Genomic DNA, 26,368 nt, shown 5'->3' on the forward strand with positions numbered 1-26,368 from the left:
CGCAGGCTCAGCGGGCGAGGGGCACGTGGACGAGGGTGCGCGCCGCTCCCGCGTCGGTCAGCGCCGGCGTGAGGTCGCCGCGGTGCTCGACCCGCCGGAACTCCCAGCCGTACGCGGCGGCGAGCGCCTCCACGTCGACGTCCTGCGGCGTGCGCATGACGCGCCCGTAGAGCTCGGGGTCGGCGCTCGCGACCTCGAGGGTGTCGAAGATGGAGCCGCCGTGATCGTCGCCGACGACCACCTGGATCCGGCCGCCCTCGCCCTCGGCGCCGCCCGACCCGAGCAGCGACCCGGCGTCGTGCAGGAGCGCGAGGTCGCCGAGCAGCAGGCGCGTCGTCCCGCGGTCGGCGCTCGCGAGCGCGATGCCCGACGCCGTGGCGATCGTGCCGTCGATGCCGCCGAGCCCGCGGTTGGCGTGAGCCCGGACTCGCTTGCCCGGCGCGAGGCGGTCGAGCTCGCGGATGAGGCGCGACGCCCCGAGCACGAGCCGGTCGTGCGGCCAGGTCGCGTCCCACACGGCGCGGACGAGGAGGCGACGGGACACCGGCTCCCGCAGCTGCGCGACCTGCTCGCGGGCCCACCGGGCGCGCGCGACGGCGTCGTCGGTGAGGACCGCGCCGAGCGGTTCGTCCGCCGCGGCGGCCTCGTCGAGGATCCGCCGCGACGCCGCGACCCAGCGCCCGACCCAGGAGCGGGAGGCCTCGAGCCCCGCCCCGTCGGGCTCGACGACCACGGCATCCGCGAACCGCCGCACCGCCCGGCCCGGCGCGTAGTCGTCGCGCCCCGGCGTGCGGACCACGAGGGTCTCCACCCCGGGTCGCTGGATGAGCGCCGGCACCTCGCGGCTGAGCGTCGGGTGCCCGAACACCACCACGCGCTCGACGCGGTCTCCGAAGTTGCCGGTGTCGAGGAGCTCGCGGTAGGCCGCGACGAGGTTCGGGCCGAAGCGCGCGCCGCTCGCGACCTCGGCGAGGAGCGGGGCGCCGAGCTCGCGGGCGACCTCCTCGGCGCGCTCGCCGGCTCCGCTGCCCGCCACCACCACGATCCCCGGGCCGGGGCGCAGCGTCACGACGTCGGAGCTCGGCGGAGCGGGCGACCACCGCCCGGGCTCGATCTCGGGCAGGCGGATGTCGCCTGAGAGCGGCTCGCGGAAGGCGAGGTTCAGGTGCACGGGCCCGCCCCCGCGCAGCGTCGTCGCCGCGACCGCCTCGCGCGCCAGCGCCGCAGCGCCCTCCGCCGACCCGGCCGGCGGCACGTCCCACGCCCGTCGCACCGCGGAGCCGAAGATCCCGTCCTGGATCGTCGCCTGATTCGCGCCGATGCCGCGCAGCTCCTCGGGCCGGTCGCCCGTGAGCAGGAGCAGCGGGATCCCGGCGTGCGACGCCTCGAGGACCGCGGGATGCAGGTTGGCGACCGCCGTGCCCGAGGTCGTGACGATCGCCACCGGCGTCCGCGACTCTGCCGCGAGACCGAGGGCGAGGAACCCGGCCGAGCGCTCGTCGATGCGCACGTGCAGCCGCAGCAGTCCGGCCCGTTCGAGCGCGGCGGCCGCGAGGGCCAGTGCCTGGGAGCGCGACCCGGGGCACACGACGGCGTCGCGGACGCCGGCGCGCACGAACTCGGCGAGCAGCGCGACCGCGTACTCGCCGGCGGGGGAGTCCGTCACTCGGCCTGCTTCGTGTCGTCGGGCTTCTGGTCGTCGGCTGAGCGCTCTTCGAGCTGGCGCTCCAGGTCGCGGATGCGCTGCGCCTGCTGCTGCTCCCGGCTCAACCGGCGGAGGAACTCGGGGTCGTCGTCGGGAGCGCGCGGCGCGCTCCGCGGCCCGCGCTCGACGGAGCCGTCGCTCGCGTACCGCCCGTGGTTGCGCGGTTCGAGCCGCTCGCGCCCGACCACGAACCACAGGATCGGCCCGATGACCGGCAGGATGATCGCGAGCATGATCCAGCCCCACTTCGGCAGCCCGCGCACGCGGGATGCATCGATGAGGACGAGGTCGACCAGCGCCACCACCACGAGGATCACCTCGACGATGAACGGGAGGTAGCGGATCACCCTCGGAGTCTAGGCACAGCGACCCGCTCGTAGGATGACGGGGTGCGCGCCTGGGTCCTCTTCACCATCGTGCGCGTCGGGCTCTTCGCGGTCCTGTTCGCGGTCCTCTACGCGGTGACCGCGCCGCTCGGATCGCTCGCCTGGGCGGGGGCCGCGGTCATCGCGGCGCTCCTCGCGTTCTGCATCTCGTACATCTTCTTCGGCAAGCTGCGCGCCCGCGTCGCGGCCGAGATGTCGGAGCGGTCCCGCGCGCGCACGGCGAAGGCCGGCTCCGACGAGGACGCCGAGGACCGCGCCCGCGACGCCGGCGTGGAGTAGCGGGCCGACCGTTACGCCGGCGGGAACAGCAGCGCGGCGCCGAGCCCGACTCCGTAGAGCAGGCCCGTCAGCAGCGTGAGCTTCAGCGCGAGCACGAGCTCCCGCGGCGTCTTCGCGAAGATCACGATCACGATCGCCGGCACCGCGACGAGCGCCGTGAAGAAGACGTATCCGGCGTTCGAGTAGAAGAGCGTGAAGAACACGAGCGCGCCGAACGGCAGCACCATGAGCACGATGTAGAGGACCAGCGACGGGATCCGCCCGATCAGCACGCTCAGCGTGCGCTTGCCGGTGGCCTTGTCGCGCTCCCGGTCGCGGATGTTGTTGACGAGCACGACCGCCGTCGCGAGCGCCCCGAACGCGGCCGCGCCGACCCATCCCTCCGCGTTCACGGTGCCGGGGCGGGCCGGGCTGCTGGAGAGCACGAAGACGGTGCCCGCGACCGGCACGATCCCGAAGAAGATGAAGACCGCGAGCTCGCCGAGCGCGCGGTACCCGTAGGGGCGCTTGCCGCCGGTGTAGAACCAGGCGGCCGCGATGCAGACGACGCCCACGGCGAGCAGCCACCACTGGCCGCTCTTCCAGACCACGAGAAGCCCGGCGACCGCCGCGATCCCGAAGAACACGAGCGCGGCGATCAGCACGTGCCGCGGCTTCGCCCGCCCCGACCCGACGAGCCGCACCGGGCCGACGCGGTTCGCGTCGACGCCCTTGATGCCGTCGGAGTAGTCGTTGGCGTAGTTGACCCCGATCTGCAGCGCGACGGCGACGACGAGGCAGCCGAGCCCGCGGAGCCAGTGGTCGGCGAGCGACGGACCGAACGTCGGCGAGGCGGCGCCGTACCCGCGCGCGACCGCGGCGAGCGCGAGGACGAGCGTCTGCGGGCGCGCGCCCGCGATCCAGGTGCCGAGCGTGGCCGGGCGGGCCTCGGCGGCGGGGCGTCCCCCGGGTCGTCCGCTGCGCCCCCGCGTGCGCTGCTTCGCGGGTGCGCCGCCCTTGCCGGCGGGGCGGGGTGCCGCGACCCGCTTCTCGACGGTCCGCGGGTCGATGCGCTGCTGCTTCGGGCGTGCCACGGGAACGGAGTCTACGGTTCCCGGCTCGCGAGCCCGGTCAGCGCCCGGCGGTCGGGCTTGCCGCTCGGCAGCGCCGGCAGCGCGTCGAGGGTCTCGAGTCGCGCCGGTCGCGCGGGGGCGCCGAGAGCCTCGCCCACGGCCGCGATCGCCGCCGCGCGCCCGGCGTCGTCGAGACGCGCGACCGTGTACGCGACCGGGACCTGGCCCCAGCGCTCGTCGGGCGCGGCGACGACGACCGCGTCGTGGAGTCCGGGCTGCTCCCGGAGCACCCGCTCCACCGCGGCGAGCGCCACCTTGACGCCGCCGGAGATGAGCACGTCGTCGCGCCGGCCGGTGACGGTGAGGCGGTCGCCGTCCCACGTGCCGCCGTCGGCGGTGCGGAACCACCGCTTCCCGTCCCTCTCGACGAACCGCTCGGCGGTGAGCCCGGGATCGTCGAGGTAGCCCTCCGCGAGGCTCGGTCCGCCGAGCCAGACCTCGCCGTCCTCGACGCGCACCGCCGTGCCGCCGACGGGCCGCCCGTCGTACACGACGCCGCCGCTCGTCTCGCTGGAGCCGTAGCTGCGGACGAGTCGCACGCCGGCGTCGAGGGCGCGGTCGGCGAGCGCCGCCGGTGTCGACTGGCCGCCCACGAGCACGGCCTGGAACCGGCGGAGCTCGTTCAGCGCCTCCCGGTCGTCCAGGAGCGTCGCGAGCTGCGCCGGCACGAGCGCAACAAGGCGCTCGGGCTGGACGATGCGACGGGCGGCGGCGGTGAAGCCGTCCGCCGTGAAGTGCTCCCCCTCGACCGCGACCGGGTCGATGCCGGCCGCGAACGAGCGGGCGAGCACGTTGAGGCCCGCGATGTAGTGCGTCGGCAGCGCGAGCACCCACTGCCCCGGGCCGCCGAGCGCCGACGTGCTGGCCGCCGCGTTCGCGAGGAGGGCGTCGGCGCTCAGCGCGACCCGCTTCGGGCGCCCGGTCGAGCCGCTGGTCTCCACGATCAGGGCGACGCGCTGCTCCACCTCGGCGGGGGGATCGAGCGGCTCGGCGCCGGGCGCGGCCGGGAGGATCGCGGGGCCGCCCGCGAGCGCGTCGCGGAGGCGCAGCAGCACCGCGCCGCCGCGCACGACCTCGACCCGCCGCGTCACCGCACGCTCCCGACGGCGCACTCGAGCGGACTGGGCGATGCCGGCGGGGTCAGAAGTGCCACGGGAAGGGCGACCAGTCGGGGGCGCGCTTCTCGAGGAACGCGTCGCGCCCCTCGGCTGCCTCGTCGGTGCCGTAGGCGAGGCGCGTCGCCTCGCCCGCGAAGAGCTGCTGCCCGACCAGCCCGTCGTCGACCGCGTTGAACGCGTACTTCAGCATCCGGATCGAGGTCGGGCTCTTGCCGAGGATCGTCTCGGCCATGGCGAGCGCCTCCGCCTCGAGCTCGGCGTGCGGGGCGACCCGGTTGATCGCGCCCATCTCGTAGGCGCGCTGTGCGCTGTACTCCTCGGCGAGGAAGAAGACCTCGCGCGCGACCTTCTGGCCGACCTGCCGGGCGAAGTAGGCGCTCCCGTAGCCGGCGTCGAAGCTGCCGACGTCGGCGTCGGTCTGCTTGAACCGGGCGTGCTCCGCCGACGCGATCGCCAGGTCGCACACGACGTAGAGGGAGTGCCCTCCGCCCGCCGCCCATCCGGGCACCACCGCGATCACGACCTTCGGCATGAACCGGATGAGCCGCTGGACCTCGAGGATGTGCAGGCGGCCGGCGCCCGCGGGCTCGCCGTCGCGGTACTCGTACCCCGCCCTCCCCCGCACGCGCTGGTCGCCGCCGGAGCAGAACGCCCATCCGCCGTCCTTCGGCGACGGGCCGTTGCCGGTCAGCAGCACGACGCCGATCCGCGGGTTCATCCGGGCGTCGTCGAGCACGCGCGCCAACTCGTCCACCGTCTGGGGACGGAACGCGTTGCGCACCTCCGGCCGGTCGAACGCGACGCGGGCGATCCGGCCCGTGGTGTCGTGATGGTAGGTGACGTCCTCGAGACCGGCGAATCCGTCGACGCCCCGCCAGCGGGCGGGGTCGAAGATCTCCGAGACCTGGCCGGCGGTCATGTGAGGGCTCCCAATCCGTAGAGGAGGACGAATGGATTCCCGAGCACCGCGATCAGGACGGCCGCGATCGCCGCCCCGCGATCGCGTCGCGCGACGATCCCGACGATGCCCGCGATGAGGGCGAGCACGCTCAGGCCGTCGGCGATGAGGGCGAGGATCGTCGACTCGAGGTAGCGGCCGGGTGCGTTGACGACGAGGGCCGAGGTCAGCACGACGACCATGAGCACGGCCAGCACGAGCGCGGTGCGGCCCCACGGGGTCGGGCGGCGCTCGCGCGGGACGCGATGCTCCGCCTCGCCGCGATGCGGGGGCGCCGCCGCAGAGTCCGGGAGCGGCGCGGAATCCGCGGTCGGCACGCCGTGAGGCGCTTGCACGGGGCCCGGGGCCTGCGCGGGGGTGCGCACGGGCTCCGGCGCCGATACGGGCTCGCTCGCGGCGGCCGCGCGCGTCGGATCAGCCACGGCCGAGGAACGGCGCGACGAGGTAGACGTTGCCCGCGAGCGCGAGGAGCAGGCCGAGGACGCCGAGGCCGCGGCCGAGCCCCGCGATGATCGCCACGAGGGCGAAGAACCCGGCGACGACGCTGAAGGCGAGGGCGACCGACGCGATCACGACCGACGTCACCGCGAGGGCGGCGATGAGCAGGATGAGCGCCGCGAGGCCGCCGAGGAACGCGAGGAGACCCGGCCAGCGCGTGCGTCCTGCGCGGGTGCGGCGCACATCGCTGCGCCAGAACTGGCCGAGCGTCGGAGCGTGGGTGTAGGTCGACGAGATCGGCGGGATGCCGCCGCGCTGCGGAGCGGTCGCCGTCGTCTGGGGGCGGTATCCGCCCCGCTGCGTCGGCACGGGTGCCCGCGACTGCGGCGCGATCAGCTGCCCGGGAGCCGGCGGCGCCGGCCGGCGCGACTGCTGCGGCGAGTAGCTCATCGGCCCCTCCTGACGGACGCCAGCCTACTCTGAGGGCATGTCCGACCGGCCCGTGCCGCCGCCCGCCCTCGAGGAGCTGCTGGCGACCGCGCGCGTCGTCGCGATCCCGCTGCGGACGCGGTTCCGCGGGGTCGACGAGCGCGAGGCGATGCTGTTCGAGGGGCCCGAGGGCTGGACCGAGTTCTCGCCGTTCGTCGAGTACGACGATGCGGAGGCGGCCGCGTGGCTCGCGGGCGCGATCGACTTCGGCTGGAACCCGGCACCGGCTCCGCTCCGCGACGCGATCCCGGTGAACGCGACGCTGCCCGCGGTGGGGCCCGACGCCGTCGCCGGCGTGCTCGCCCTCTACCCCGGGTGCCGCACCGTGAAGGTGAAGGTCGCCGAGCGGGGGCAGACGCTCGCCGACGACATCGCCCGGGTGGCGCGGGCGCGCGAGCTGCTCGGCCCGGAGGGCCGGGTGCGGATCGACGCCAACGGCGGCTGGAACGTCGACGAGGCCGAGCACGCCCTTCACGCCCTCGCGCCGTTCGACCTCGAGTACGCGGAGCAGCCGTGTGCGCGGGTCGAGGAGCTCGCCGAGCTGCGCGCGCGGCTGCACGATTGGGACATCCCGATCGCCGCCGACGAGAGCGTGCGCAAGGCCGCCGATCCGCTCGCCGTCGCGCGGGCGGGCGCCGCCGACCTGCTGGTGGTGAAGGCGCAGCCGCTCGGCGGCATCCACCGTGCGATGGAGGTCGTGGCCGAGGCCGGCCTCCCGGTGAACGTCTCGAGCGCCCTCGACACGAGCATCGGGATCGCGATGGGGGCGCACCTCGCGGCGGCGCTGCCGGAGCTGCCCTACGACTGCGGCCTCGCGACGGTCGGTCTGTTCGAGCGCGACGTCGTCGCCGAGCCGCTCGTGCCGGTCGACGGGGCGATCCCCGTCGCGCGTCCCGTCCCGGACACGGTGGCCCTCGACGCCCTCGCGGCGTCCCCCGAGCGCACCGCGTGGTGGCGCGAGCGCCTCACGCGCACCCACGCGCACCTGACGCGGGTCGAGTAGCCGCGGTCAGCTCGTGGTGAGCCCCGAGTACGCGTGCAGGCCCTGGAAGAACAGGTTCACGATCGTGAAGTTGAACAGCACCGCGGCGAGGCCGATGATCGCGAGCCACGCGGAGCGGGTACCGCGCCATCCGCGGGTCGCCCGCGCGTGGATGTAGCCCGCGAACACGACCCAGATGATGAAGGTCCAGACCTCCTTGGTGTCCCATCCCCAGTACCGGCCCCAGGCGTGGTACGCCCAGATCGCGCCGGCCATGAGGGTGAAGGTCCAGAAAGCGAAGCCGACGATGATGAGCCGCGACGCCATGACCTCGAGCGACGCGGAGGACGGGAAGGTCTGCAGGAAGCGCCACTTGGCCAGGCGCCCCTTCTCGCGCGCCGACTGCAGCAGCTGCACGATCGAGAGCCCGCCCCCGACGGCGTAGAACCCGGTCGCGAGCATGGCCACCGAGATGTGGATGTAGAGCCAGTACGACTGCAGCGGCGGCGGGGTCGGCGTCACCGCGACGTAGAAGTTGGTGACCGCGAGCCCGAGCAGCAGCACGACGAAGCCGGTGATGTAGGCGCCGAGGAACTTGACGTCGCGCCACAGGTTGATCACCACGAAGACGACGACGATGATCCCGGTGCCGGTGAGCGAGAACTCGTACATGTTGGCCCACGGGCCGCGGTCGGCGGCGAGCCCGCGGAGCACGATCGCGCCGAGGTGGACCACGGCCGCGACGATGGTGAGCGCGAACGCGGTCCGCTGGAAGCGGGTGGCCTTGTTGACGCTGCGCGACTGCGACTCGGCGACGCGCGAGGTGATGGTGCCCACTCGCTCGAGGAGCGCGGTCCCGCCGCGGGCGCCCGCCGCTGCGGTCGTCGAGGCCGGCGTGCGGGCGACCGCCGCGGCCTCGGCGGTGCCCGTACGGCGGCTCAGGTCGAGCACGTACATGACGAACGCGATCGCGTAGACCGCCATGGCGGAGTACGCCAGCAGCAGCGAGTACGCGGCGAGGGTGTCGGTCACGGTCACATCCTAGGTTTCGGGTTCTCAGGCGGCGCGAGGTCGTCCGCGGCGCCGCCCGGAGGGGGTTCGTCGCCGAGGGCGGTCCGGTGGCGCTCGGCCACCTCGGCGACGGCGCCGGCCAGGTTCGCGTCCTCGCCGCGGGCGAGGCCCGCGTAGCGCAGGACAGTGCCGTCCGGGCCGGACTCGGCCGTGATCCACACCCGGCGGCGCGGGATGAAGAGGCTGAGCAGCAGCCCGCCGAGCACCAGCAGCGCGAAGACGAGCGCGAGCGTCGGCGTCGGGTCGTGGTGGATGTCGAGGCTCACGTAGCGCTTGATGCCGCTGAACTCGATGGTGCCGAGACCGTCGGGCAGCTGCGCCTTCTGCCCGAGCGTCAGGTCGATGGGGCCGCCGCCGACCTTGTCGCCGGTCGCCGCGTCGCGGCCTGCCGCGAGCTTCAGCTTGTCGACGTTGAGCGTGTAGACGTTCTGCGGGGTCCCGCCGTCGAGGCCGAGGTCGCCGACGTAGACCGACAGGAAGACGTCGGCCTTCTTCGAGAGCTGCGGCGCGAAGGAGAGGATCTTGGTCGCGTCGGGGTTGGGTGTCGGGCGGAAGAAGCCCTGGATCCCGACCTGCTGCTTCAGCCCGTCGACGACCTTGATGACGCCCGTGCTCGTGAGGTTCGCGTCCTGCGCGAGGAACGGCGTCGGCTCGTCCTTCACGACGGTGCCGTCGGGCGCGCGGATCGTGAGCACCGGGGCGTAGCCGTTGCCGAGCAGGTAGACCTCGGTGCCGCCGATCGAGATCGGGCTGTTGATCTTGAGCGTCTGCTGCGTCCAGCTCTGCCCGGGCTCGCGGGTCCGGAGCTTCGTGACGTAGTCGTGCGGATCCCAGTTGCCCGTCGTCTGGTTGAACGAGTAGCTCGCGGTGAACGAGTCGAGCTTCATCTGGAAGGGCGTCAGGTCGTCGACGGAGGCGAACCGGCCGGGGTTGAAGGAGTCGTAGTCGGCTCCGACGTTGGTGAAGACGCCGCCGTCCTGCACCAGGATCTTCTGCCCGGTGTAGCCGAAGCTCCCGAGGACACCGACCGTGAGGAGGATGCCGACCAGCGCGACGTGGAAGATGAGATTGCCGGTCTCCCGCAGATAGCCGCGCTCGGCCGACACCGAGTCGCCGTAGCGCTCCACGCGGTAGCCGAGCCGCCGGAGCACCGTGCGGCCGGCCGTGACCGCGGTCTCGACGTCGGCCGCGGACGACGCCTCCCGGTAGCCGACCAGCCGCTGCAGCCGCATGGGTGTGCGCGGCGGCCGCGAGACGAGCGCCTGGAGGTGGTGGCGCGTGCGCGGGATGATGCAGCCCACGAGCGAGACGAACAGCAGCAGGTAGATCGCCGAGAACCACGGCGACGCGAAGGTCGAGAACACCCCGAGCGAGTCGAGGATCTTGTAGGCCTCGGGGTGGTTCTGCTGGTACTGGATGACGCCGTTCGGGTCGGAGGTGCGCTGCGGCACGAGCGACCCGGGGATCGCGGCGACCGCGAGCAGCAGCAGGAGCAGCAGCGCCGTCCGCATGCTGGTCAGCTGCCGCCAGAGGAAGCGCAGCCAGCCGACCGGCCCGAGCCGCGGCTGGGTGATCCGGTCGCCGCGCTCCGGCTCGGGGGAGTCGGCATGGTCGTCCGGACGCAGGTCGAGCTGATCAGAGCGGGACATCGGTCCCCGCCCCGATCGAGTGGATGACGAAGCCCCAGACGCCGGACACCATGAGCACACCGATCGCGATGAGCAGCACGCCGCCCGCGATGTTGACCGCCCGGATGTGGCGCTTCACCCAGCGGACCGAGGCGCCGACCCAGCCGAAGCCGATGGCGACGAGGAGGAACGGGATCCCGAGGCCGAGGCAGTAGGCGACGCCCAGGAGCACCGCCCGCCCGAGGTCGCCCTGGTCGAGCACGAGCGAGGTGACCGCGACGAGGGTCGGGCCGACGCACGGGGTCCAGCCGACCGCGAAGATGACGCCCAGCAGCGGTGCGCCGATGAGGCCGGTGCGGGGCTGCCACGCGGGCTTGACCGTCCGCTGCAGGAAGCTCACCTGGCCGATGAAGACGACGCCCATGACGATCACGACGACGCCCGCGATCCGGAGGATGAGGTCCGTCCACTGCGCGACGAAGACCCCGACGGTGCCCACGAGGATCGTCGCGAGCAGGAAGACGAGGGAGAAGCCCAGGACGAAGAGGGCGGCCCCGAGCAGCACCCGGCGGCGCGTCTGGACCGCCCCGCTCGCGACGCCGCTCACGTACCCGAGGTACCCCGGCACGAGCGGCAGCACGCACGGGGACAGGAACGACACCAGACCCGCGGCGAGCGCGATGGGCACCGCCAGCCAGAGGCCGCCGCTCGTGACGATGGTGCCGATGCCCATCAGTTCTTCTCGTCGAGCGTCGTCTGGATGACCTCGCTCAGCACGGGCTCCTGCTCCTTGGTGATCTCGCCGCTGAAGCGCGCGGCGACCCGGCCCTTCCGATCGATCACGAGGGTGGTGGGGGTCGTGTTGGTCGAGACCTTGCCGGTGAACGCCACCGTGATGGGGGCGTTGTGCGGCGCCTCGAGGGTCGTCGGGTAGGTGACGCCGTGGGTCTTCTCGAACGCCTGCGCCTGCCCCGCGTTGTCGCGCACGTTGACACCGACGAACTGGACGCCGTCGCCCGCGTACTTCTGCGAGAGCGACTGCAGCCGCGGGGCCTCCGCGATGCAGGGGCCGCACTGCGCGTACCAGAAGTTGAGGACGACGACCTTGCCGAGCAGCTCGCTGCTCGAGATCGCGGAGCCGTCGGCCTCGGTGGCCTTCCAGCTCACCGGAGCGGCGCGGTCCTTCTCCGAGAAGGTCGTCGTGGCGCCGTCGCCCGAGGTGTAGACGCCGCCCTTGTCGGTGCCGGCGATGCCGTCGCTCGAGCTGCAGCCGGCGAGGGCGAGGGAGGCGGCGACCAGTCCGACGGCCAGCGCGGCCAGGGCGCGGCGGCGCATCACACCGCCCCCAGGTCGATCGCCTGCGCGAGCAGCTCGGCGGCGGGCTCCTGGTAGTCGACCTCGACGAACGCGCCGTCGCGGAAGGCCACGGTCGTGATGCTCGAGAGCGCGCATCGGCGGCTCCGCGGGTCGCTCGCGAGCGGCTTGCCCTGCACGGCGCGGGCGACGGTCCAGATCGGCGCCTGGTGGCTGACGAGCACGACCTCGCCGCCGTCGACCGACGCGTGCGCGTCGCGGATCGCGGCCATCATCCGGGCGGCGATGTCGGCGAACGGCTCGCCCCACGACGGCTTCCACGGATTGCGGAAGTGCCGCGCGAGGAGAGGGTTCGCGCGCACCGCACGCTTGATGTTGACGCCCTCGAAGACGTTGGTCGGCTCGATGAGGCGCTCGTCGATCGCGAGGCCCGGATCGACCAGCGTGCCGCGGAACAGCTCGAGCCACGGCTGGGCGCTCTCCCGGGTGCGGGTGAGCGGGCTGGCGATCACGCGACGGATGTCGTGGCCGGCCAGCGACTCCGCCGCGCGCGCCGCCATCTCGCGGCCGCGGTCGCTCAGATGGAACTCCGGCAGGCGCCCGTAGAGCACCCCGGCGGGGTTGTGGACCTCGCCGTGGCGCACCAGACGGACGAGATCGGCGGACACGCGCTGAATTCTACGGTCGGGTTGCTGAGGGATTCCGGCGCGGGTGCGCTCGGTAGACTCGGCCCCCGTGACCTCCCGCACCCTCGTCGCCGATCTGGCCGCCTCGACCGACGGGCCCGTCTCCGTCGCGGGATGGGTCGAGACGGTCCGCGATCAGAAGAAGGTGCAGTTCGTCGTGCTCCGCGACGAGACCGGCGCCGTGCAGCTCGTGCACCCGCGCACCGACACGGGCGACGACCCGCAGCCCGACCCCGTCGCCGCGGCGATCTCGGCGCTCACGACCGGCGCCTTCGTCCGGGTCGGCGGCGAGCTGAAGCACGACGAGCGCGTGAAGCTCGGCGGACTCGAGGTGAGGGTCGGCGAGCTGGAGGTCGCGGCTCCGGCCCTCGACTCCCCCATCGCGGAGGACTCGTCGATCGACAAGCGCCTCGACTTCCGCTGGCTCGACCTGCGCCGACCGGAGATGAACCTCGTCTTCCGGGTGCAGACGACGATGCTCCACGCGATGCGCACCTGGTGGGTCGACAACGGCTACATCGAGATCCACACCCCGAAGCTCATGGCGTCGCCGTCGGAGTCGCGCGCCGAGCTGTTCCAGGTGCCGTACTTCGAGACGACCGCCTACCTCGCGCAGAGCCCGCAGCACTTCAAGCAGATGGCGCAGGCCGCCGGCTTCGGCAAGGTGTTCGAGGTCGGGCCGGCGTTCCGGGCCGACCCGTCGTTCACCTCGCGCCACGCGACCGAGTTCGTGTCGGTGGATGCCGAGATCAGCTGGGTCGACTCCCACGAGGACGTCATGCAGATGCACGAGCAGCTGCTCGTCGCGGCGCTGACCGCGGTCAAGGAGAAGCACGGCGCCGAGATCGAGGCGCTGTTCGGCGTCGAGGTGACGGTTCCGGCGCTGCCGTTCCCGCGGATCCCGCTCGCCGAGGCGAAGGAGATCGTCGCCGGTCGGGGCTACGTGGTGCCGCGGCACGATGCCGACATGGACCCCGAGGGCGAGCGGCGGATCTCGGAGTACGTCGCGGAGCAGTACGGGCACGAGTTCGTGTTCCTGACCGACTACGCGTCGAGCATCCGGCCCTACTACCACCGCCGCCACGAGGACGACCCGTCGCTCACCTACAGCTACGACCTCATCTTCAACGGCGCGGAGATCTCCACCGGCGCCCAGCGCGAGCACCGGATCGACGTGCTCGTGGAGCAGGCGCGCGACAAGGGCGCGAACCCGGACGAGATCGGCGAGTACTTGGAGTTCTTCAAGTACGGCGTCCCGCCGCACGGCGGCTTCGGCATGGGCCTCGCGCGCGTCCTGATGCTCCTGCTGCACCTGCCGTCGATCCGCGAGGTCATCTACCTCTTCCGCGGCCCGAACCGCCTGGAGCCGTAAACCGCCTTGCGCGGGTCGAGCAGCCGGCCCCGCCGGCGTCTCGAGACCCTCACGCCCAGAGCGGCTGCACGCGCGCCACGGCGTCGAGGATCGCGTCGCCGTCGAGCGCCGCGCGCGACTCCGGGATCCCGCGCTCACGCCACTCGACCACGAGATCGAGCCGACCTGCCGGCGGGAGAGGCCAGAGCCAGAATCCGTGGTGCTGCTCCCACAGCTCTCCGCCGCCGCCCCCGCCGCCCGTGCCGTTCGCCGGCGTGAGGGTCCACCCCTCGGGAGGCCGGTCGACTGTCGGGTGGCCGCGATACAGCTCGCCGATCTCCGCGGTCGACCCGTCGCCGAGCTCGACCCTCCAGCGGAGGTCGCCCTCCCCGGGCCGATGCTCGAAGCGGCCGTGCATCAGCCAGCTCCAGTCGCGATCCGTCTCCTCGCGACGGCGCATCACGACGTCGGCGCAGATCACCGTGCCCGTCGAGTACACCTCGACCCGCGGGACGCTGACGACCGTGCCCTCGGTGCGTGCCGCGACCGCCCCGATCGGCAGCACGACCGGGATCTCGTCCTCCGGCTGCCGAAGCCACGGCGGCACGACGTAGGGCTCGCCGGCCTCGTTGTCGCTGCCGTAGAGGGCGTACATCAGCGCGCCGCGACCGCGGACACCGCGAGGGCGTCGCGGAGCTGCTCGACCGCGATGTCCAGGCGCAGGTCGAGCCCCGCCTCCAGCACCTCGCCGTCAGCCCGGATCCGCGACGGCGCCCGCGACACCGTCACCGGGTCCACCAGCGTCGCATCGAGTGCGAGCAGCGTCGGCACGAGCGCCGCGAGCCCGCGGATGCCGCCGGTCTGCCCGGGGGATGCCGACATCAAGAGCACCGGCTTGCCGTACAGACCGGTCGAGCCGGCCAGCCAGTCCAGCGCGTTCTTGGTCACGCCCGACGCCGAGTGCACGTACTCGGGCGACGCGATGACGGCACCCGCGCAGGCCTCCGCGAGGAGTCGGAACTCGCGCGCCGCCGACGGCATCCGGTTCGGGGTGTCGAGGTCGGGGTCCATGAGCGGGAGCTCGCCCACCAGGTCCTCCCCCAGCAGCTGCAGGCCCGGCGCCCGGCGTTCGACCGCGCGGAGCAGCCCGCGGTGCAGCGAGTCGGCCCGCAGGCTCCCGCAGATGGCGAGGATCGGCAATCGAGCCATGCTCGGAGGGTAGTGCGGTCGGACGGATTCCGACAGGCTCGATCCCCGCCGGACTCGATCCCCGAGCGACTCACCCCCCGACCGCGACCAACGCCTTCTCCAGGCGCGCGCGGTCGACGCGCCAGATGGTGTGCACCCGGTCGTCGATGAGCACCACCGGGATCTCCTCCGCGTACGCACGTTCGAGCTCCGCGTCGCCGACGATCGAGCGCTCCTCGAACGCGACCCCCGGAAACCCCCGCAGCACGTCCGCCACGACCGCGCGCGCATCGTCGCACAGGTGGCATCCCGGTCGGGTCAGGAGGGTGAGGCTCGGCATGGGACCAGGGTAGGCACCCCGATACGATGGACCGATGCCCGAGGAGTCGACCACGCCGAGCGAGCGGCCGATCCTGGCGCTCTTCGACGTCGACAACACCCTCATGCGCGGCACGAGTCTCTTCCAGCTCGGGCGGGAGGCCTGGAAGCGCAAGCTCATCCGCGGGCGCGACATCGCGGTGTTCGGCTGGCAGCAGATCCGCTTCATCATGGTCGGCGAGAACAACCGCCACCTGGATGCGGCGCGCGAGCGGGCGCTCGGGCTCGCCTCCGGCGCATCCCAGGCCCAGGTGCTCGAGATCGCCGACGAGATCTGGGAGCACCGGATCAGGCCGCGTCTCTACCCCGACACGGTGAAGCTCGCCCAGGATCACATCGCGCGCGGCCACCAGGTCTGGCTCGTCTCCGCGACACCATGGGAGATCGGCAACCGGATCGCGCAGCAGCTCGGTCTGACCGGTGCGATCGGCTCGCACTTCGAGTCGGTCGACGGCGTCTACACGGGCAAGATCGTGGGCCACATCATGCACAAGGAGCGCAAGGCGGAGGCGGTGCGCGAGCTCGCCGAGCGCGAGGGCGCGGACCTCGCGGAGAGCTGGGCCTACTCCGACAGCCGCAACGACATCCCGCTCCTCGAGCTGGTCGGGCACCCCACGGTCGTGAATCCGGACGTCGCGCTGCTGAAGCACGCCCACGACCACCACTGGCCGATCATGCGGATGAAGCCGTCGAGCATCCGCGAGGCGCGTCGACGCCTCCGCCGCGAGGCGAAGGACGCGAAGAAGCCCTCCCGCCGCTGACCCCGCGGAGAGGCGAGTCGCCACGTCGGGCTGCTGCCGTCGCGTGAGGACGGCCCGAAGCGGCATCTCGGGTCGGGAAGAGGGTGGGCGCGGGAGCGCTACCCCGAAGACGCAGAACGCCCGGCCGGAGCCGGGCGTTCTCGCCTACTTCTTGTTGCGACGCTGGTGCCGCGTCTTGCGCAGCAGCTTGCGGTGCTTCTTCTTCGCCATGCGCTTGCGGCGCTTCTTGATGACGGAGCCCATAGTTCACCTCATTCGATTCGAAACGGACCACCAGCGGCGTCCGATCGAACCGCGTGGGAAGTCAACCGCAGAAGTCTAGCTCAGCCCGCCTGTGCGTCCGAGGACGGATTCGCGACGAGCTGCGCGACGGCCGACTCGGGGATGCGGTACGAGCGCCCGAAGCGCACGGCCGGAAGTTCGCCCGCGTGCACCATCCGGTACACCGTCATGGACGAGACCCGCATCATCTCGGCGACCTCGGCGACGGTGAGGAAGCGGACATCCGACAGGTCGGCCATCGCCTCCCCCTTGTCTCGCCCCTTGCTGTGGTCTGTGTGACTCCTGTGACGCAAGTGGCCCTGCGTCAATGTAGGGGACGCCGAGCCCCCGTGTCTACAGGGATCGGCGGCGACCCGGAAGGCGCCCAGCCAGCGCCCGCTGCGCCCCCTGCAGCTTCTCCTGAGCGGCCTCCAGAGCGGCTCGCGCCTGGTGCGCGGTGTCGGCCGCCGCGCGACCGACACGGTCGCCGACCTCGGCGCCGGCCCACGCGGTGAACGCACCGCCCTCGACGATCGTCCCGGCGCCGTCGGAGCCCGGCCGCGTGGCCGCCGCCGCGAACGGCGCGAGCCAGTCCTCGACCTCGACGAGCGGCTCCGCGTCCAGGCGGTAGTAGCGGTGCTGCCCCTCCTCGCGCACGGCCACGAGGGAGTGGTCGCGCAGCACCTTGAGGTGCTTGGAGACGGTCGGCTGGCTGATGCCCAGCTGCTCGACGAGCTCCCCGACGCTCACCTCGCCCGCGCGCTCACGGAGGGTGCGCAGCAGCTCGCGACGGGTGCCGTCGGCGAGGACGTCGAAGATGTCGCTCATCCGACCAGGGTCCCATACCGCGCCGGTAGCATCCAGGGATGGGCGGGATGCCGGCGCGCAGCGGCCCGTGGACCGCGCGGCTGGCCGACGCCATCGGCGACTTCTCGATCGCCACACCCGCGCGCTTCGCGATCCTCGTCTTCGCCGGCCTGACCGCCGTCTTCACGATCCTGTTCTCCCTCCCGATCGCGACCGCGTCGGGCGACCGCGCACCCCTCGTCGACGCGCTCTTCACCGCGATCTCCGTGGTCTGCGTGACGGGGCTCTCGACCGTCGACATGGCGACCTTCTGGTCACCGCTCGGGCACGTGTTCGTCTTCGTCGGGGTGGAGATCGGCGGCATCGGGGTGCTCACGCTCGCCTCGATCCTCGGCCTCATCATCAGCCGCAAGCTGGGGCTGCGGCAGAAGCTCCTCGCCGCGGGCGACGCGAATCCGTTGAGCCTGCGCAGGGGCGTCCGCGCCGACGGCCAGGCGCTGAAGCTCGGGGAGACGGGCGGGCTGGTCATCACGGTCGCGATCAGCGTGCTCGTCATCGAGCTCGCCGCCGCCGTGCTCCTCTTCCCGCGCATGTTGCTCGCCGGCGCCGACCCGTGGACCGCGGGCTGGCAGTCCGTCTACACGGCCGCGATGGCGTTCACCAACACCGGATTCCTCCCGTCGAGCGAGGGGCTCGCGCCGTACGCGCACGACGCGTGGTTCCTCGTCGTGCTCATGCTCGCCGTCGGGTTCGGGGCCATCGGGTTCCCCGTCATCCACACGCTCGCGCGCCGTCTGCGGCGGCCGCGCACCTGGAGCCTCCACGTCAAGCTCACGATCGCGACGTTCCTCCTGCTGCTCGTCGGCGGCGCCGTCGCCTTCCTCGCGCTGCAGTGGAACGGGGAGCAGGCGGGCCTCGACCCCGGGCAGCGCATCCTGCAGAGCTTCTTCCAGTCGTCGATGGCCCGCTCGGGCGGGTTCTCGACCGTCGACTACGCGCACCTCGACGGCGCGAGCCTGTTCGTCGCCGACATGCTCATGTTCGTGGGCGGCGGCTCCGCCTCGACGGCGGGCGGCATCAAGGTGACGACGCTCGCGATCCTGTTCCTCGGCGCGATCGCGGAGGCGCGCGGCGTCGACGACATGGAGGCCTACCGCCGCCGCATCCCGAGCGACGTCATGCGGCTGGCCGTCAGCGTCGTGCTCTGGGGCGCCACGACCGTCGCGGCGGCGACCATCACCCTGCTCGTCATGACGGGCGCCCGACTCGACTTCGTGCTGTTCGACGTCATCAGCGCGTTCGCGACCTGCGGGCTCTCGACCGGCTTCACGGCGAGCGCGTCGGAGCCCGCGCAGTACGTGCTCGCCGCGACCATGTTCCTGGGACGCATCGGCACCGTGACCATCGCGGCGGCGCTCGCCGCGAGCACGCGGCGCCAGCTGTTCCGCCGACCGGAGGAGAGGCCCATCGTTGGCTGACGACGCATTCACCCTCGACGACATCCCCGTCGACGCCCCCGTGCTCGTGATCGGGTTGGGCCGCTTCGGCGCCGCGACCGCGGGCCAGCTGGCTCGACTCGACCGCGACGTGCTCGCCATCGACGAGGACGCGGCGCTCGTGCAGAAGTGGGCCGATCGGCTGACGCACGCCGTGCAGGCCGACGCACGCTCCGTCGAGGCGCTCCGGCAGCTGGGCGCGAAGGACTTCCCGGTCGCGGTGGTCGCGGTCGGCTCGTCGATCGAGTCGAGCGTGCTCATCACCGCGAACCTCGTGGACCTCGGCATCCGGCAGATCTGGGCGAAGGCCGTCAGTCACGCCCACGGCACGATCCTGTCGAGGATCGGCGCCCACCACGTCGTCTACCCGGAGGCGGAGGCCGGCGAGCGGGTCGCGCACCTCGTCTCGAACCGGATGCTCGACTACATCCAGTTCGACGAGGACTTCGCGATCGTGAAGATGCGCGCCCCGCGGCCGCTCCGCGGCATCCCGCTCGGGCAGAGCGGGCTCCGCTCGAAGCACGGGGTGACGGTCGTCGGCGTGAAGTCGCCGGGCAGCGACTTCACCTACGCGACGACCGAGACGGTGTTGCACGACGACGACATCGTGCTGGTCAGCGGCGCCTCGGACGCGCTGGAGCGGTTCGCGCGATTGAAGTAGCTCAGAACAGCCGCGGCTCGCCGATCGGCGGCGCGGAGTCGGCCCGGACGAGAAGCTGGAAGAAGCGGGTGTTGATGAAGAGGCGCTCACGCCCGGCACGCACATCGACAAGGACCCCGGCATCCTGCAAATCGTTCAGCCACTTCGTCGCGGTCGGACGCGAGACCCGGCAACGCTGGACGACGTTGGCGATGCGGCAATAGGGCTGCTCGAAGAGGACAGCCAGGAGGTCGGCATTGGCCCCTCCTGTCACCGCTCGGATCGACTCGAGCGTCTCGAGCTGAAGAGCTTGAATCTGATCGATTTTCTGCACCGTGCTCAAGGCGGTCTGTCGGACCCCTTCCACCATGAACAGCACCCAGTCCGTCCACGCGCCGCCCTCGGTCACCGCAAGCAGGAGTCGGTAGTACTCGTCCTTGTTCTGAATGATGTATCGAGAGAGATAGAGGATCGGTTCCGCGATCAGACCGACCTCCATCAGCATCAGGACGTTCAGAATTCTTCCGGTACGGCCGTTCCCGTCTTCGAAGGGGTGGATCGCTTCGAACTGGTAATGCGCGATGGCCATCGAGACGAGGGGATCGAGATCACCCGATCCGTGCACGAAGCGCTCCCAGTTTGAGAGCAGGCCGCGGATCACCTTCTCACCCATCGGCGGGGTGTAAATCGCCTCTCTGGTAGCCGGGTTTCCGATGAACGTCCCCGGCAACTTCCTCACATCCATCTCGCGACTCTTGACGACGGTGCATACGTCGATGGCCGTGTTGGCCGACAAGGGACGCGCGCGGATGAGGGCGACGCCCTCGAACAATGCCGCACGATAGTTGAGGGTCTCTTTCGTCGCCGGATTGGTGGCCGCGCCTTCATCTTGCGCGAAGCGGAACAGGTCGTCGGCCGTGGTGACGATGTTCTCGATCTCAGAGCTGGCCTGAGCTTCGAGCAGCGGGATCGCGTTCAGCAGAACCCGGGGGTTCGTCATGCGGCGCACCGCCTGGTCCAGGCTCGCCATCGCCGACCGCGCCTCGACGGTCAGCTTCAGCACCTCGCGCGTCTCGACCTCGACCGAGGGCGGTAGGAGAGGAAGGTCGTTGTAGGGAGCCGACGGAGCCCAACTCATGGACCAAGTCTAGGGACGCGCTCTCCAGACGTGTAAATATTTGGCGGTTCTTTTTACACGTCAGATCGATGTGTCAAACGTCTTCACACGGACATCGTGTCGCCGCGGCGCTACGCCTCGCCGCGGGAGAGGGCCCGCGCCCGCTCGAGCGCCGCGTCCATCGCGCGCCCGAACAGCCCGACCAGGTCGCCCTCCTCGAGCACCCCGATCGCCCGCTCCGTCGTGCCCTTGGGGCTCGTGACGCGGCGGCGGAGCTCCGCGGGGTCGACGTCGGAGCCGGCCAGCAGCTCCGACGCGCCGCGGAAGGTCTGCTCGACCATGAGGCGCGCGTCGCCCTCGTCGAACCCCAGCTGTCGGGCGGCGGCGGTCCACTGCTCCATGAGCAGGAAGACGTAGGCGGGGCCCGAGCCGGAGACCGCACTGAGCGCGTCGATGCGGTCCTCCGGCAGCTCGATGACCGCCCCGACCGTCTCGAACAGGGCGCGCGCGACGGCGGTCTGCTCCGGCGTCACGCGCGGTCCGGCGGCGAGACCCGTCACCCCGAGCCGCACGAGCGACGGCGTGTTGGGCATCGCGCGGAGCACGGGGTTCGGGATCCGCCCCTCCATGGTCGCGATCGTCACGCCCGCCGCGATGCTGACCACGATCACGTCGGGCGTGAGGTCGTCGCGGATCTCGTCGAGCAGGTCGCCGATCATCGCGGGCTTGACGCCCAGCACGACGAGCCCGGCGCCGCGGACCGCGGTGCGGTTGGCCGCCGGGTCCCGCTCGAGAGCGAGCGAGTCGACCCCGTCGCCGGCGAGCGGATCCGCCTTCGCCGCGGTCCGGTTGGTGACGGTGATGCCGCCGTGCGGCGCGCCCGAGGCGAGCAGGCCGGCGAGGATCGCACCCCCCATCGAGCCGGCTCCGAGCAGGGCGATCCGGGGCAGCGAGGCGGTCACGGCCGCGATCCTATGCGAGGGCACGAGCGCTAGCGTGGGGGCGTGAGCGCAGAGGGCGGCGGCAAGGCGATCATCGCGGCCATGGCGGCCAACCTGGGGATCGCATTGACGAAGCTCGTCGCGGCGCTGTTCTCCGGCTCCGCGGCCATGCTCGCCGAGGCCGTGCACTCCTTCGCCGACACCATCAACCAGGTGCTGCTGCTCGTCGGCGGCCGGCGCGCGAAGAAGGCGGCCGACCAGGAGCATCCGTTCGGCTACGGACGCGAGCGCTACCTCTTCGCCTTCATCGTCTCGATCGTGCTGTTCTCGGTGGGCGGCGCGTACTCGGTCTACGAGGGCATCCAGAAGCTCACCGAGGAGCACCACGCGATCGAGAACTGGTGGCTGCCGATCACGGTCATCCTCATCTCGATCGTGCTGGAGGGCTTCTCGTTCCGCACCGCGCGCAAGGAGTCGCTGCCCTTCAAGGGGACGGGCTCCTGGATCTCGTTCCTGCGCCGGGCGAAGGCGCCGGAGCTGCCGGTGGTGCTGTTCGAGGACAGCGCGGCCCTTCTCGGCCTGCTCTTCGCCCTCGCCGGCGTCGGCCTCACCGTGATCACCGGCAACCCCGTCTTCGACGCGATCGGCACGCTGCTGATCGGCCTGCTCCTCGTCGCGGTCGCGATCGTCCTGGGCTCGATCACCAAGAGCCTCCTCATCGGCGAGGGGGCGGAGCCGGACGTCGTCGAGCGCATCCGCGACGCGTTCAACGCGCACCCCCGGACGGAGGCGCTCATCCACCTGAAGACGCTCTACCTCGGGCCGGAGGAGATGCTCGTGGCCGCGAAGGTCGCCTTCCCGCGCGCGACGACGACCGTCGATCTCGCCGCGGCGATCGACCAGATGGAGGCCGACATCCGCGCGCAGATCCCGGTCGCACGCCTCATCTACATCGAGCCCGACGTCTACCGGCCGGTCGAGGTGCGCGACATGGCGACCGACGCGATCGTCATCAAGTCGACGGACTGACGAGCCCCGCCTCCGCGACGACGGCGAGCAGGGCGAGCTTCTCCGCGGAGTCGCTGCCCGGCGCGGCGGTGAGCACCAGCAGCCGCTGCTGCGTCTCGGTGTCGAGGAGCGTCTCGCAGTCCAGCACGAAGTCGCCGACCTCCGGATGCCGGAACCGCTTCGTGCGAAGCGCCTTCTCCGCGACCTCGTGCTCGGCCCAGATCGCCGAGAACTCGGGGCTCTCCCGCTGCAGCGCGGCGACCAGCTCCGCGGCGCGCGAGCCCGGGCCGCCCGCCGACAGCGCGGCGCGCAGCTCCGCGACCCAGACCCGGCCGTGCAGCTCGTGGTCGTCCGGGTGGTACATCGCGCGGGACGACGGGTCGGTGAACCAGCGGTAACCGGTCGCGCGCTCGAACCCGCGGCGCTGGGACGCGTCGCCGAGGATCACCGACGCGAGCGGGGTCTGCAGCAGGGTCTCGCCCGTCTCGGTGAGCACGAGGGCGGGGGTGTCGCGCAGCCGGTCCATGATGCGGAGGATGCCGGGCGCGACGTGGTCCAGGTCGCCCGGCCGGGTCGGGGCCGGATGCCCGGCGAGTCGGAACAGGTGGTCGCGCTCGGCGCGGCTGAGGTGCAGCCCGCGGGCGATCGCCTGCAGCATCTGCACCGACGGCTGCGGACCGCGCTGCTGCTCGAGGCGACCGTAGTAGTCGGCCGACATCCCGACCAGCTGCGCCACCTCCTCGCGCCGCAGCCCCGCCGTCCGCCGGCGCGGCCCGCGTGGGAGTCCGACGTCCTCCGGCTGCAGCGCCTCGCGCCGGGTGCGCAGGAAGTCGGCGAGCTGGGCGCGATCGGTCTCCACGCGTCCATGCTCCCGCGCCGGCGACGCGCGTGCCAGGGATCCGCGATCCCCCGATCCGCGGGTCCTGGATGCTCCGCGGCGAGGCGCGCACGATCGAGGTCATGACACGCATCGCTCTCATCACCGGCGGATCCCGCGGCCTCGGTCGCGCATCCGCGCTCGCTCTCGCCGCTCATGACGTCGACGTCGTCCTGACCTACAACTCGGCCGCCGACGAGGCCGCCGCGGTCGTCGCGGAGGTCGAGGAGCTCGGACGGACCGCCCTCGCCCTCCGCCTCGACACGACGACGCCGGCGACCTTCGCCGCCTTCGCCGCCGAGCTGCGCGCCGTCCTCCGCGACCGGTGGGGCCGCGAGGAGCTCGACGTCCTCCTGAACAACGCCGGCTTCGCGGGCGACACCCCCTTCGGCAGCACCACGAAGGAGCAGATCGACGAGCTGGTCGCGGTGCACCTGACCGGGCCGCTGCTCCTCACCCAGGAGCTGAGCCCCCTGCTCGGCGAGGGCGCCCGCATCCTCAACGTGTCGACGGGGCTCACGCAGAACCTCGTCAACCCGCAGTACGCGGTGTACGCGTCGATGAAGGGGGCCGTCGAGGTGTGGACGCGCTACCTCGCGAAGGAGCTCGGTCCGCGCGGCATCCGGGTCAATGTGATCGCCCCGGGCGCGACCGCGACCGACTTCGCCGGCGGGGTCATCCGCGACGACGAGCGGTACCAGGCCGCGATCGCCGCCTCGAGCCCGCTCGGCCGCGCGGGTCGGCCCGACGACATCGGCGCTGCGGTCGCCGCGATCCTCTCCGAGGACCTCGCGTGGGTCACCGGCCAGCGGATCGAGGCCTCGGGCGGCCAGGGGATGGGGCGCTGGCAGCCGCTCGCCGGTTAGTCGAGCTCGGAGCCGCGCCTCCCGCGGAAGAACTCGAGGAGCACCGCCCCGGTCTCCTCGGCGAGGACGCCCGGGATCACCTCCACCCGATGGGGCAGGCGCCGGTCGCGCAGCAGGTCGTGCACGCTGCCGGCCGCGCCCGCCTTCTCGTCCCACGCCCCGAACACCACCCGCGGGATGCGCGCCGCGAGGATCGCGCCCGCGCAGAGCACGCACGGCTCGAGCGTGACGACCAGGGTGCAGTCGTCGAGATGCCAGTCCCCGCGGATCGCCGCCCCCGCGCGGATCGCGACGACCTCCGCGTGCGCCGTCGGGTCACGGTCCTCCTCGCGGCGGTTGCGGCCGGTCGCGAGCACGGATCCGTCGGCGTCGAGCAGCACCGCCCCGACCGGCACGTCGCCGTGCCGCCGCGCCAGCTCGGCCTCGGCGAGCGCCGCCCGCATCGGGGCTTCGAGGTCGAGGGCCGCGGCCATACCCTTGACCCTATGCGCGTGCACGTGGCCGACCATCCGCTGATCACCCACAAGCTCACGGTGCTGCGCGACCGCACCACGCCGTCGCCGACGTTCCGCAACCTCGCGGAGGAGCTCGTCACGCTGCTCGCCTACGAGGCGACCCGCAACGTCCGCACGACGCCGGTCACGGTGCAGACGCCCGTGGCCGAGGCGCAGGGGCTCGCGATCAGCGACCCACGCCCGCTCGTGGTCCCGATCCTCCGGGCCGGTCTCGGGATGCTGGACGGCATGGTCAAGCTGGTCCCGACCGCGGAGGTCGGCTTCCTCGGGATGGTGCGCAACGAGGAGACCCTGCAGCCCGACATCTACGCCGAGCGCCTGCCCGACGACCTCTCGGATCGGCAGTGCTTCGTGCTCGACCCGATGCTCGCCACGGGCGGCTCGCTCATCGCGGCCATCGAGTACCTCTTCGACCGCGGCGCCGTCGACGTGACCGCGATCTGCCTGCTCGGCGCGCCGGAGGGCCTCGCGGCCGTCGAGAAGGCGACCGAGGGCCGCGATGTGACGATCGTGCTCGGCGCGAAGGACGAACGGCTCAACGAGGTCGGCTACATCGTCCCGGGGCTCGGCGACGCCGGCGACCGGCTGTACGGCACGGTCTGAGCGGTCGGGCCGGATGGGCCCCGCTTCTCAGCGGAGCACACGCTGTGTGACAATGTCACGCATGACCGCCCACCTGCGCACCCGGACCGCTTCGGCCCTCGGGAACGCCGGCACGATGATGCCGGCGAGCGCGGTCATGTGCTGTCGAATGTGCGCCTGACGGATCCCGCCCCGTCCGAGTTCCTCTCGTGAGCTCCCGCACGCCGGACTCTCCCGGCGAACCACCGCACACCGACACCACCGCGTCGTCCGCGACGGATCATTCCGCGAGCGACGCCTCCGAAGACCAAGGATTCGACACCATGTCGCTCGCCGCTCTCTCCCCCGTCCGCCCGTCCGCCTCGATCTCGGTCGCCCCGACGCCCGCTCCCGCCCAGCCGGAGCGCCGCCTCCGCGCCGTGCCCGAGGGCACCGAGCCGCGCGGATTCGCGCTCTACGTCGGCATCGACGAGGCCGCCGCGGCCGCGGCCGGCACCGACCTCCCCGGCATCGTCCAGGCGTTGAAGCGCGCCCTGGCCGACCTGGCGCCCGGCGCCGAGACCTATGCGGCCGTCGCCCTCGCCCCGGCGGGCTCGGGCGGCCGCGACGTCGACGTCGTGCGGCTCGCGCTGCAGGACCCGGCCGCCCTCGCCAAGCACCGCCAGTCCGCCCCGGTGCCCGCCGCGCCCGAGCCGCACGGGGGCGTCGTCATCGACATCTCCCGCAAGCGCGTGCTGCTCGACGGCGAGACCGCGCCGCTCACCTACAAGGAGTTCGAGCTCCTGCAGTTCCTCGTGCTGCGCGAGGGGCGCACCATCGACCGCCACGAGATCATCGCGACGCTGTGGGGCGAGGGCGACGACGAGGAGACGCCGAACGAGCGCACCATCGACGTCCACGTGCGGCGGCTGCGCTCGAAGCTCGGGGCGTACGAGGACATCGTGCGGACCGTGCGGGGCGCCGGCTACCGCTTCGACCGGCACGCCGACGTCGCGATCCGCTACGCCTCGACGCCGTCGCCGGACGTCTTCTAGTCTCGGTCGCCGCTGCCGGGGATGCCGTCGAAGGTCACCTCGACGAGCGGGCTGGCGTCGGTGAGCTTCCCCGCGAAGGCCGGGAGCTCGGTCATGATGCCGGCGAGCACGCGTGCCTTCTCCTCGCCGGTCACGGGGCGGGCGTGGGCGAGCAGGTCGGCCTGCGCCGACTCCTTGAGGTGGAACGTGAAATCCGGTGTGGCGAGGAGGTTCGCGTACCAGCCGCGCGACCCCGGCGTGCCGGTGATCCAGTAGCGGTCGTCGAACCGCTCGAACCAGATCTCGATGCGCCGCGGCTCGCCGCTCGTGCGCCCGGTGGTGGTGATGTCGACGACGCGATCCTGCGCCAGAGCCTGCTCGAGGGATGCCACGGGTCCATC

Annotated in this window: 33 protein-coding genes; 10 read left to right on the plus strand and 23 right to left on the minus strand. The window is 72.3% G+C overall.

Annotated elements, in window-relative coordinates:
• Window positions 1-7: 7 nt before the first annotated feature.
• Together menD and ACTHM3_RS06760 are read right to left on the minus strand one after the other, a co-directional pair.
• The gene (gene menD / locus ACTHM3_RS06755; RefSeq protein ID WP_440405340.1) at window positions 8-1,666 is read right to left on the minus strand and encodes a 2-succinyl-5-enolpyruvyl-6-hydroxy-3-cyclohexene-1-carboxylic-acid synthase; all 1,659 of its coding nucleotides are present in this window, start codon (window positions 1,664-1,666) and stop codon (window positions 8-10) included.
• Complete coding sequence (locus tag ACTHM3_RS06760) at window positions 1,663-2,052, minus strand: PLD nuclease N-terminal domain-containing protein (protein WP_440405341.1); 390 nt, start codon at window positions 2,050-2,052, stop codon at window positions 1,663-1,665. The genes menD and ACTHM3_RS06760 overlap by 4 nt, the downstream gene beginning before the upstream one ends.
• A 42-nt stretch (window positions 2,053-2,094) precedes the next feature.
• On the opposite strand from ACTHM3_RS06760, the gene ACTHM3_RS06765 reads away from it, so the two are divergent.
• Window positions 2,095-2,370: a DUF4229 domain-containing protein gene (locus ACTHM3_RS06765; protein WP_440405342.1), complete on the plus strand. Its 276-nt coding sequence runs from the start codon at window positions 2,095-2,097 to the stop codon at window positions 2,368-2,370.
• An 11-nt stretch (window positions 2,371-2,381) separates the two neighbouring features.
• On the opposite strand, the gene ACTHM3_RS06770 is transcribed toward ACTHM3_RS06765, so the two are convergent.
• The 5 genes from ACTHM3_RS06770 to ACTHM3_RS06790 form a co-directional block, all read right to left on the minus strand.
• Window positions 2,382-3,443, minus strand: a complete 1,062-nt coding sequence (locus tag ACTHM3_RS06770) for a 1,4-dihydroxy-2-naphthoate polyprenyltransferase (protein ID WP_440405343.1) — start codon at window positions 3,441-3,443, stop codon at window positions 2,382-2,384.
• Window positions 3,444-3,454: 11 nt separating this feature from the next.
• Complete coding sequence (locus ACTHM3_RS06775) at window positions 3,455-4,573, minus strand: AMP-binding protein (RefSeq protein WP_440405344.1); 1,119 nt, start codon at window positions 4,571-4,573, stop codon at window positions 3,455-3,457.
• Between the two features lie 49 nt (window positions 4,574-4,622).
• Window positions 4,623-5,519 carry a 1,4-dihydroxy-2-naphthoyl-CoA synthase gene (locus ACTHM3_RS06780; RefSeq protein ID WP_440405345.1) on the minus strand — a complete coding sequence of 299 codons (897 nt, stop codon included), beginning with the start codon at window positions 5,517-5,519 and terminating at the stop codon, window positions 4,623-4,625.
• Window positions 5,516-5,875, minus strand: a complete 360-nt coding sequence (locus tag ACTHM3_RS06785) for a hypothetical protein (protein WP_440405346.1) — start codon at window positions 5,873-5,875, stop codon at window positions 5,516-5,518. The genes ACTHM3_RS06780 and ACTHM3_RS06785 overlap by 4 nt, the downstream gene beginning before the upstream one ends.
• A gap of 97 nt (window positions 5,876-5,972) precedes the next feature.
• Window positions 5,973-6,446 (minus strand): hypothetical protein, encoded by a 474-nt coding sequence (locus ACTHM3_RS06790; protein ID WP_440405347.1) that lies wholly within the window; start codon window positions 6,444-6,446, stop codon window positions 5,973-5,975.
• Window positions 6,447-6,483: 37 nt separating this feature from the next.
• Between ACTHM3_RS06790 and ACTHM3_RS06795 the strand changes: the two genes are divergently transcribed.
• Window positions 6,484-7,488 carry an o-succinylbenzoate synthase gene (locus tag ACTHM3_RS06795; protein ID WP_440405348.1) on the plus strand — a complete coding sequence of 335 codons (1,005 nt, stop codon included), beginning with the start codon at window positions 6,484-6,486 and terminating at the stop codon, window positions 7,486-7,488.
• A gap of 6 nt (window positions 7,489-7,494) precedes the next feature.
• Here the strand turns inward: ACTHM3_RS06795 and ccsB are convergent, their stop codons facing one another.
• From ccsB to ACTHM3_RS06820, 5 genes are read right to left on the minus strand one after another with little or no spacing between them, the layout of a single operon-like run.
• Entirely contained in the window at window positions 7,495-8,499 is a 1,005-nt protein-coding gene (gene ccsB / locus ACTHM3_RS06800; RefSeq protein WP_440405349.1) for a c-type cytochrome biogenesis protein CcsB, read from the minus strand.
• 2 nt (window positions 8,500-8,501) lie between these two features.
• Window positions 8,502-10,187, minus strand: a complete 1,686-nt coding sequence (resB, locus tag ACTHM3_RS06805) for a cytochrome c biogenesis protein ResB (protein ID WP_440405350.1) — start codon at window positions 10,185-10,187, stop codon at window positions 8,502-8,504.
• On the minus strand, window positions 10,174-10,899 hold the full coding sequence (locus tag ACTHM3_RS06810; RefSeq protein ID WP_440405351.1) for a cytochrome c biogenesis CcdA family protein: 726 nt from the start codon (window positions 10,897-10,899) through the stop codon (window positions 10,174-10,176). Before ACTHM3_RS06810 ends, resB begins: the two co-directional genes overlap by 14 nt.
• Window positions 10,899-11,501 carry a TlpA family protein disulfide reductase gene (locus ACTHM3_RS06815; protein ID WP_440405352.1) on the minus strand — a complete coding sequence of 201 codons (603 nt, stop codon included), beginning with the start codon at window positions 11,499-11,501 and terminating at the stop codon, window positions 10,899-10,901. Before ACTHM3_RS06815 ends, ACTHM3_RS06810 begins: the two co-directional genes overlap by 1 nt.
• On the minus strand, window positions 11,501-12,148 hold the full coding sequence (locus ACTHM3_RS06820) for a histidine phosphatase family protein (RefSeq protein WP_440405353.1): 648 nt from the start codon (window positions 12,146-12,148) through the stop codon (window positions 11,501-11,503). Before ACTHM3_RS06820 ends, ACTHM3_RS06815 begins: the two co-directional genes overlap by 1 nt.
• 67 nt (window positions 12,149-12,215) lie before the next feature.
• On the opposite strand from ACTHM3_RS06820, the gene aspS reads away from it, so the two are divergent.
• A complete protein-coding gene (aspS, locus tag ACTHM3_RS06825) occupies window positions 12,216-13,538 on the plus strand; it encodes an aspartate--tRNA(Asn) ligase (protein ID WP_440405354.1) in 1,323 nt (440 codons plus the stop codon).
• 49 nt (window positions 13,539-13,587) lie between these two features.
• Here the strand turns inward: aspS and ACTHM3_RS06830 are convergent, their stop codons facing one another.
• The 3 genes from ACTHM3_RS06830 to ACTHM3_RS06840 all read right to left on the minus strand — a co-directional run bounded on the left by ACTHM3_RS06830 (window position 13,588) and on the right by ACTHM3_RS06840 (window position 15,045).
• On the minus strand, window positions 13,588-14,172 hold the full coding sequence (locus ACTHM3_RS06830; RefSeq protein ID WP_440405355.1) for a hypothetical protein: 585 nt from the start codon (window positions 14,170-14,172) through the stop codon (window positions 13,588-13,590).
• A complete protein-coding gene (locus ACTHM3_RS06835; RefSeq protein ID WP_440405356.1) occupies window positions 14,172-14,726 on the minus strand; it encodes an NADPH-dependent FMN reductase in 555 nt (184 codons plus the stop codon). Before ACTHM3_RS06835 ends, ACTHM3_RS06830 begins: the two co-directional genes overlap by 1 nt.
• A 70-nt stretch (window positions 14,727-14,796) precedes the next feature.
• Window positions 14,797-15,045 (minus strand): glutaredoxin family protein, encoded by a 249-nt coding sequence (locus tag ACTHM3_RS06840; RefSeq protein ID WP_440405357.1) that lies wholly within the window; start codon window positions 15,043-15,045, stop codon window positions 14,797-14,799.
• Between the two features lie 34 nt (window positions 15,046-15,079).
• Between ACTHM3_RS06840 and ACTHM3_RS06845 the strand changes: the two genes are divergently transcribed.
• A complete protein-coding gene (locus ACTHM3_RS06845) occupies window positions 15,080-15,844 on the plus strand; it encodes an HAD family hydrolase (RefSeq protein WP_440405358.1) in 765 nt (254 codons plus the stop codon).
• Window positions 15,845-15,988: 144 nt separating this feature from the next.
• On the opposite strand, the gene ACTHM3_RS06850 is transcribed toward ACTHM3_RS06845, so the two are convergent.
• The 3 genes from ACTHM3_RS06850 to ACTHM3_RS06860 form a co-directional block, all read right to left on the minus strand.
• Complete coding sequence (locus ACTHM3_RS06850; RefSeq protein ID WP_003792170.1) at window positions 15,989-16,087, minus strand: 30S ribosomal protein bS22; 99 nt, start codon at window positions 16,085-16,087, stop codon at window positions 15,989-15,991.
• Window positions 16,088-16,167: 80 nt separating this feature from the next.
• Window positions 16,168-16,365, minus strand: coding sequence for a helix-turn-helix domain-containing protein (locus ACTHM3_RS06855; RefSeq protein ID WP_440405359.1), 198 nt, complete (start codon window positions 16,363-16,365; stop codon window positions 16,168-16,170).
• 94 nt (window positions 16,366-16,459) lie between these two features.
• Entirely contained in the window at window positions 16,460-16,933 is a 474-nt protein-coding gene (locus ACTHM3_RS06860; protein ID WP_440405360.1) for an ArsR/SmtB family transcription factor, read from the minus strand.
• Window positions 16,934-16,971: 38 nt separating this feature from the next.
• Between ACTHM3_RS06860 and ACTHM3_RS06865 the strand changes: the two genes are divergently transcribed.
• Window positions 16,972-18,390: a TrkH family potassium uptake protein gene (locus tag ACTHM3_RS06865; protein WP_440405361.1), complete on the plus strand. Its 1,419-nt coding sequence runs from the start codon at window positions 16,972-16,974 to the stop codon at window positions 18,388-18,390.
• Window positions 18,383-19,069, plus strand: a complete 687-nt coding sequence (locus ACTHM3_RS06870; protein ID WP_440405362.1) for a potassium channel family protein — start codon at window positions 18,383-18,385, stop codon at window positions 19,067-19,069. The genes ACTHM3_RS06865 and ACTHM3_RS06870 overlap by 8 nt, the downstream gene beginning before the upstream one ends.
• Before the next feature lies 1 nt (window position 19,070).
• On the opposite strand, the gene ACTHM3_RS06875 is transcribed toward ACTHM3_RS06870, so the two are convergent.
• Together ACTHM3_RS06875 and proC are read right to left on the minus strand one after the other, a co-directional pair.
• Window positions 19,071-20,186 (minus strand): Fic family protein, encoded by a 1,116-nt coding sequence (locus ACTHM3_RS06875; protein ID WP_440405363.1) that lies wholly within the window; start codon window positions 20,184-20,186, stop codon window positions 19,071-19,073.
• Between the two features lie 110 nt (window positions 20,187-20,296).
• Window positions 20,297-21,127, minus strand: a complete 831-nt coding sequence (gene proC, locus ACTHM3_RS06880; protein WP_440405364.1) for a pyrroline-5-carboxylate reductase — start codon at window positions 21,125-21,127, stop codon at window positions 20,297-20,299.
• A 42-nt stretch (window positions 21,128-21,169) separates the two neighbouring features.
• On the opposite strand from proC, the gene ACTHM3_RS06885 reads away from it, so the two are divergent.
• Complete coding sequence (locus ACTHM3_RS06885; protein WP_440405365.1) at window positions 21,170-22,135, plus strand: cation diffusion facilitator family transporter; 966 nt, start codon at window positions 21,170-21,172, stop codon at window positions 22,133-22,135.
• Here the strand turns inward: ACTHM3_RS06885 and ACTHM3_RS06890 are convergent.
• Entirely contained in the window at window positions 22,119-22,973 is an 855-nt protein-coding gene (locus tag ACTHM3_RS06890; protein WP_440405366.1) for a helix-turn-helix transcriptional regulator, read from the minus strand. The genes ACTHM3_RS06885 and ACTHM3_RS06890 overlap by 17 nt on opposite strands.
• Window positions 22,974-23,074: 101 nt before the next feature.
• On the opposite strand from ACTHM3_RS06890, the gene ACTHM3_RS06895 reads away from it, so the two are divergent.
• On the plus strand, window positions 23,075-23,857 hold the full coding sequence (locus ACTHM3_RS06895; protein WP_440405367.1) for an SDR family NAD(P)-dependent oxidoreductase: 783 nt from the start codon (window positions 23,075-23,077) through the stop codon (window positions 23,855-23,857).
• Here the strand turns inward: ACTHM3_RS06895 and tadA are convergent.
• Window positions 23,854-24,330: a tRNA adenosine(34) deaminase TadA gene (gene tadA, locus ACTHM3_RS06900; protein ID WP_440405368.1), complete on the minus strand. Its 477-nt coding sequence runs from the start codon at window positions 24,328-24,330 to the stop codon at window positions 23,854-23,856. The genes ACTHM3_RS06895 and tadA overlap by 4 nt on opposite strands.
• 12 nt (window positions 24,331-24,342) lie before the next feature.
• Here tadA and upp point away from each other — a divergent pair, with 12 nt between their 5' ends.
• Together upp and ACTHM3_RS06910 are read left to right on the plus strand one after the other, a co-directional pair.
• The gene (gene upp, locus ACTHM3_RS06905) at window positions 24,343-24,975 is read left to right on the plus strand and encodes a uracil phosphoribosyltransferase (RefSeq protein ID WP_440405369.1); all 633 of its coding nucleotides are present in this window, start codon (window positions 24,343-24,345) and stop codon (window positions 24,973-24,975) included.
• A gap of 302 nt (window positions 24,976-25,277) precedes the next feature.
• Window positions 25,278-25,988 (plus strand): winged helix-turn-helix domain-containing protein, encoded by a 711-nt coding sequence (locus ACTHM3_RS06910; protein ID WP_440405370.1) that lies wholly within the window; start codon window positions 25,278-25,280, stop codon window positions 25,986-25,988.
• On the opposite strand, the gene ACTHM3_RS06915 is transcribed toward ACTHM3_RS06910, so the two are convergent.
• Complete coding sequence (locus ACTHM3_RS06915; protein WP_440405371.1) at window positions 25,985-26,359, minus strand: nitroreductase family deazaflavin-dependent oxidoreductase; 375 nt, start codon at window positions 26,357-26,359, stop codon at window positions 25,985-25,987. The genes ACTHM3_RS06910 and ACTHM3_RS06915 overlap by 4 nt on opposite strands.
• Window positions 26,360-26,368: the final 9 nt, after the last annotated feature.

Origin of the sequence: Pseudolysinimonas sp. (assembly GCF_051954455.1) — a bacterium.
Lineage (GTDB): Bacteria > Actinomycetota > Actinomycetes > Actinomycetales > Microbacteriaceae > Pseudolysinimonas.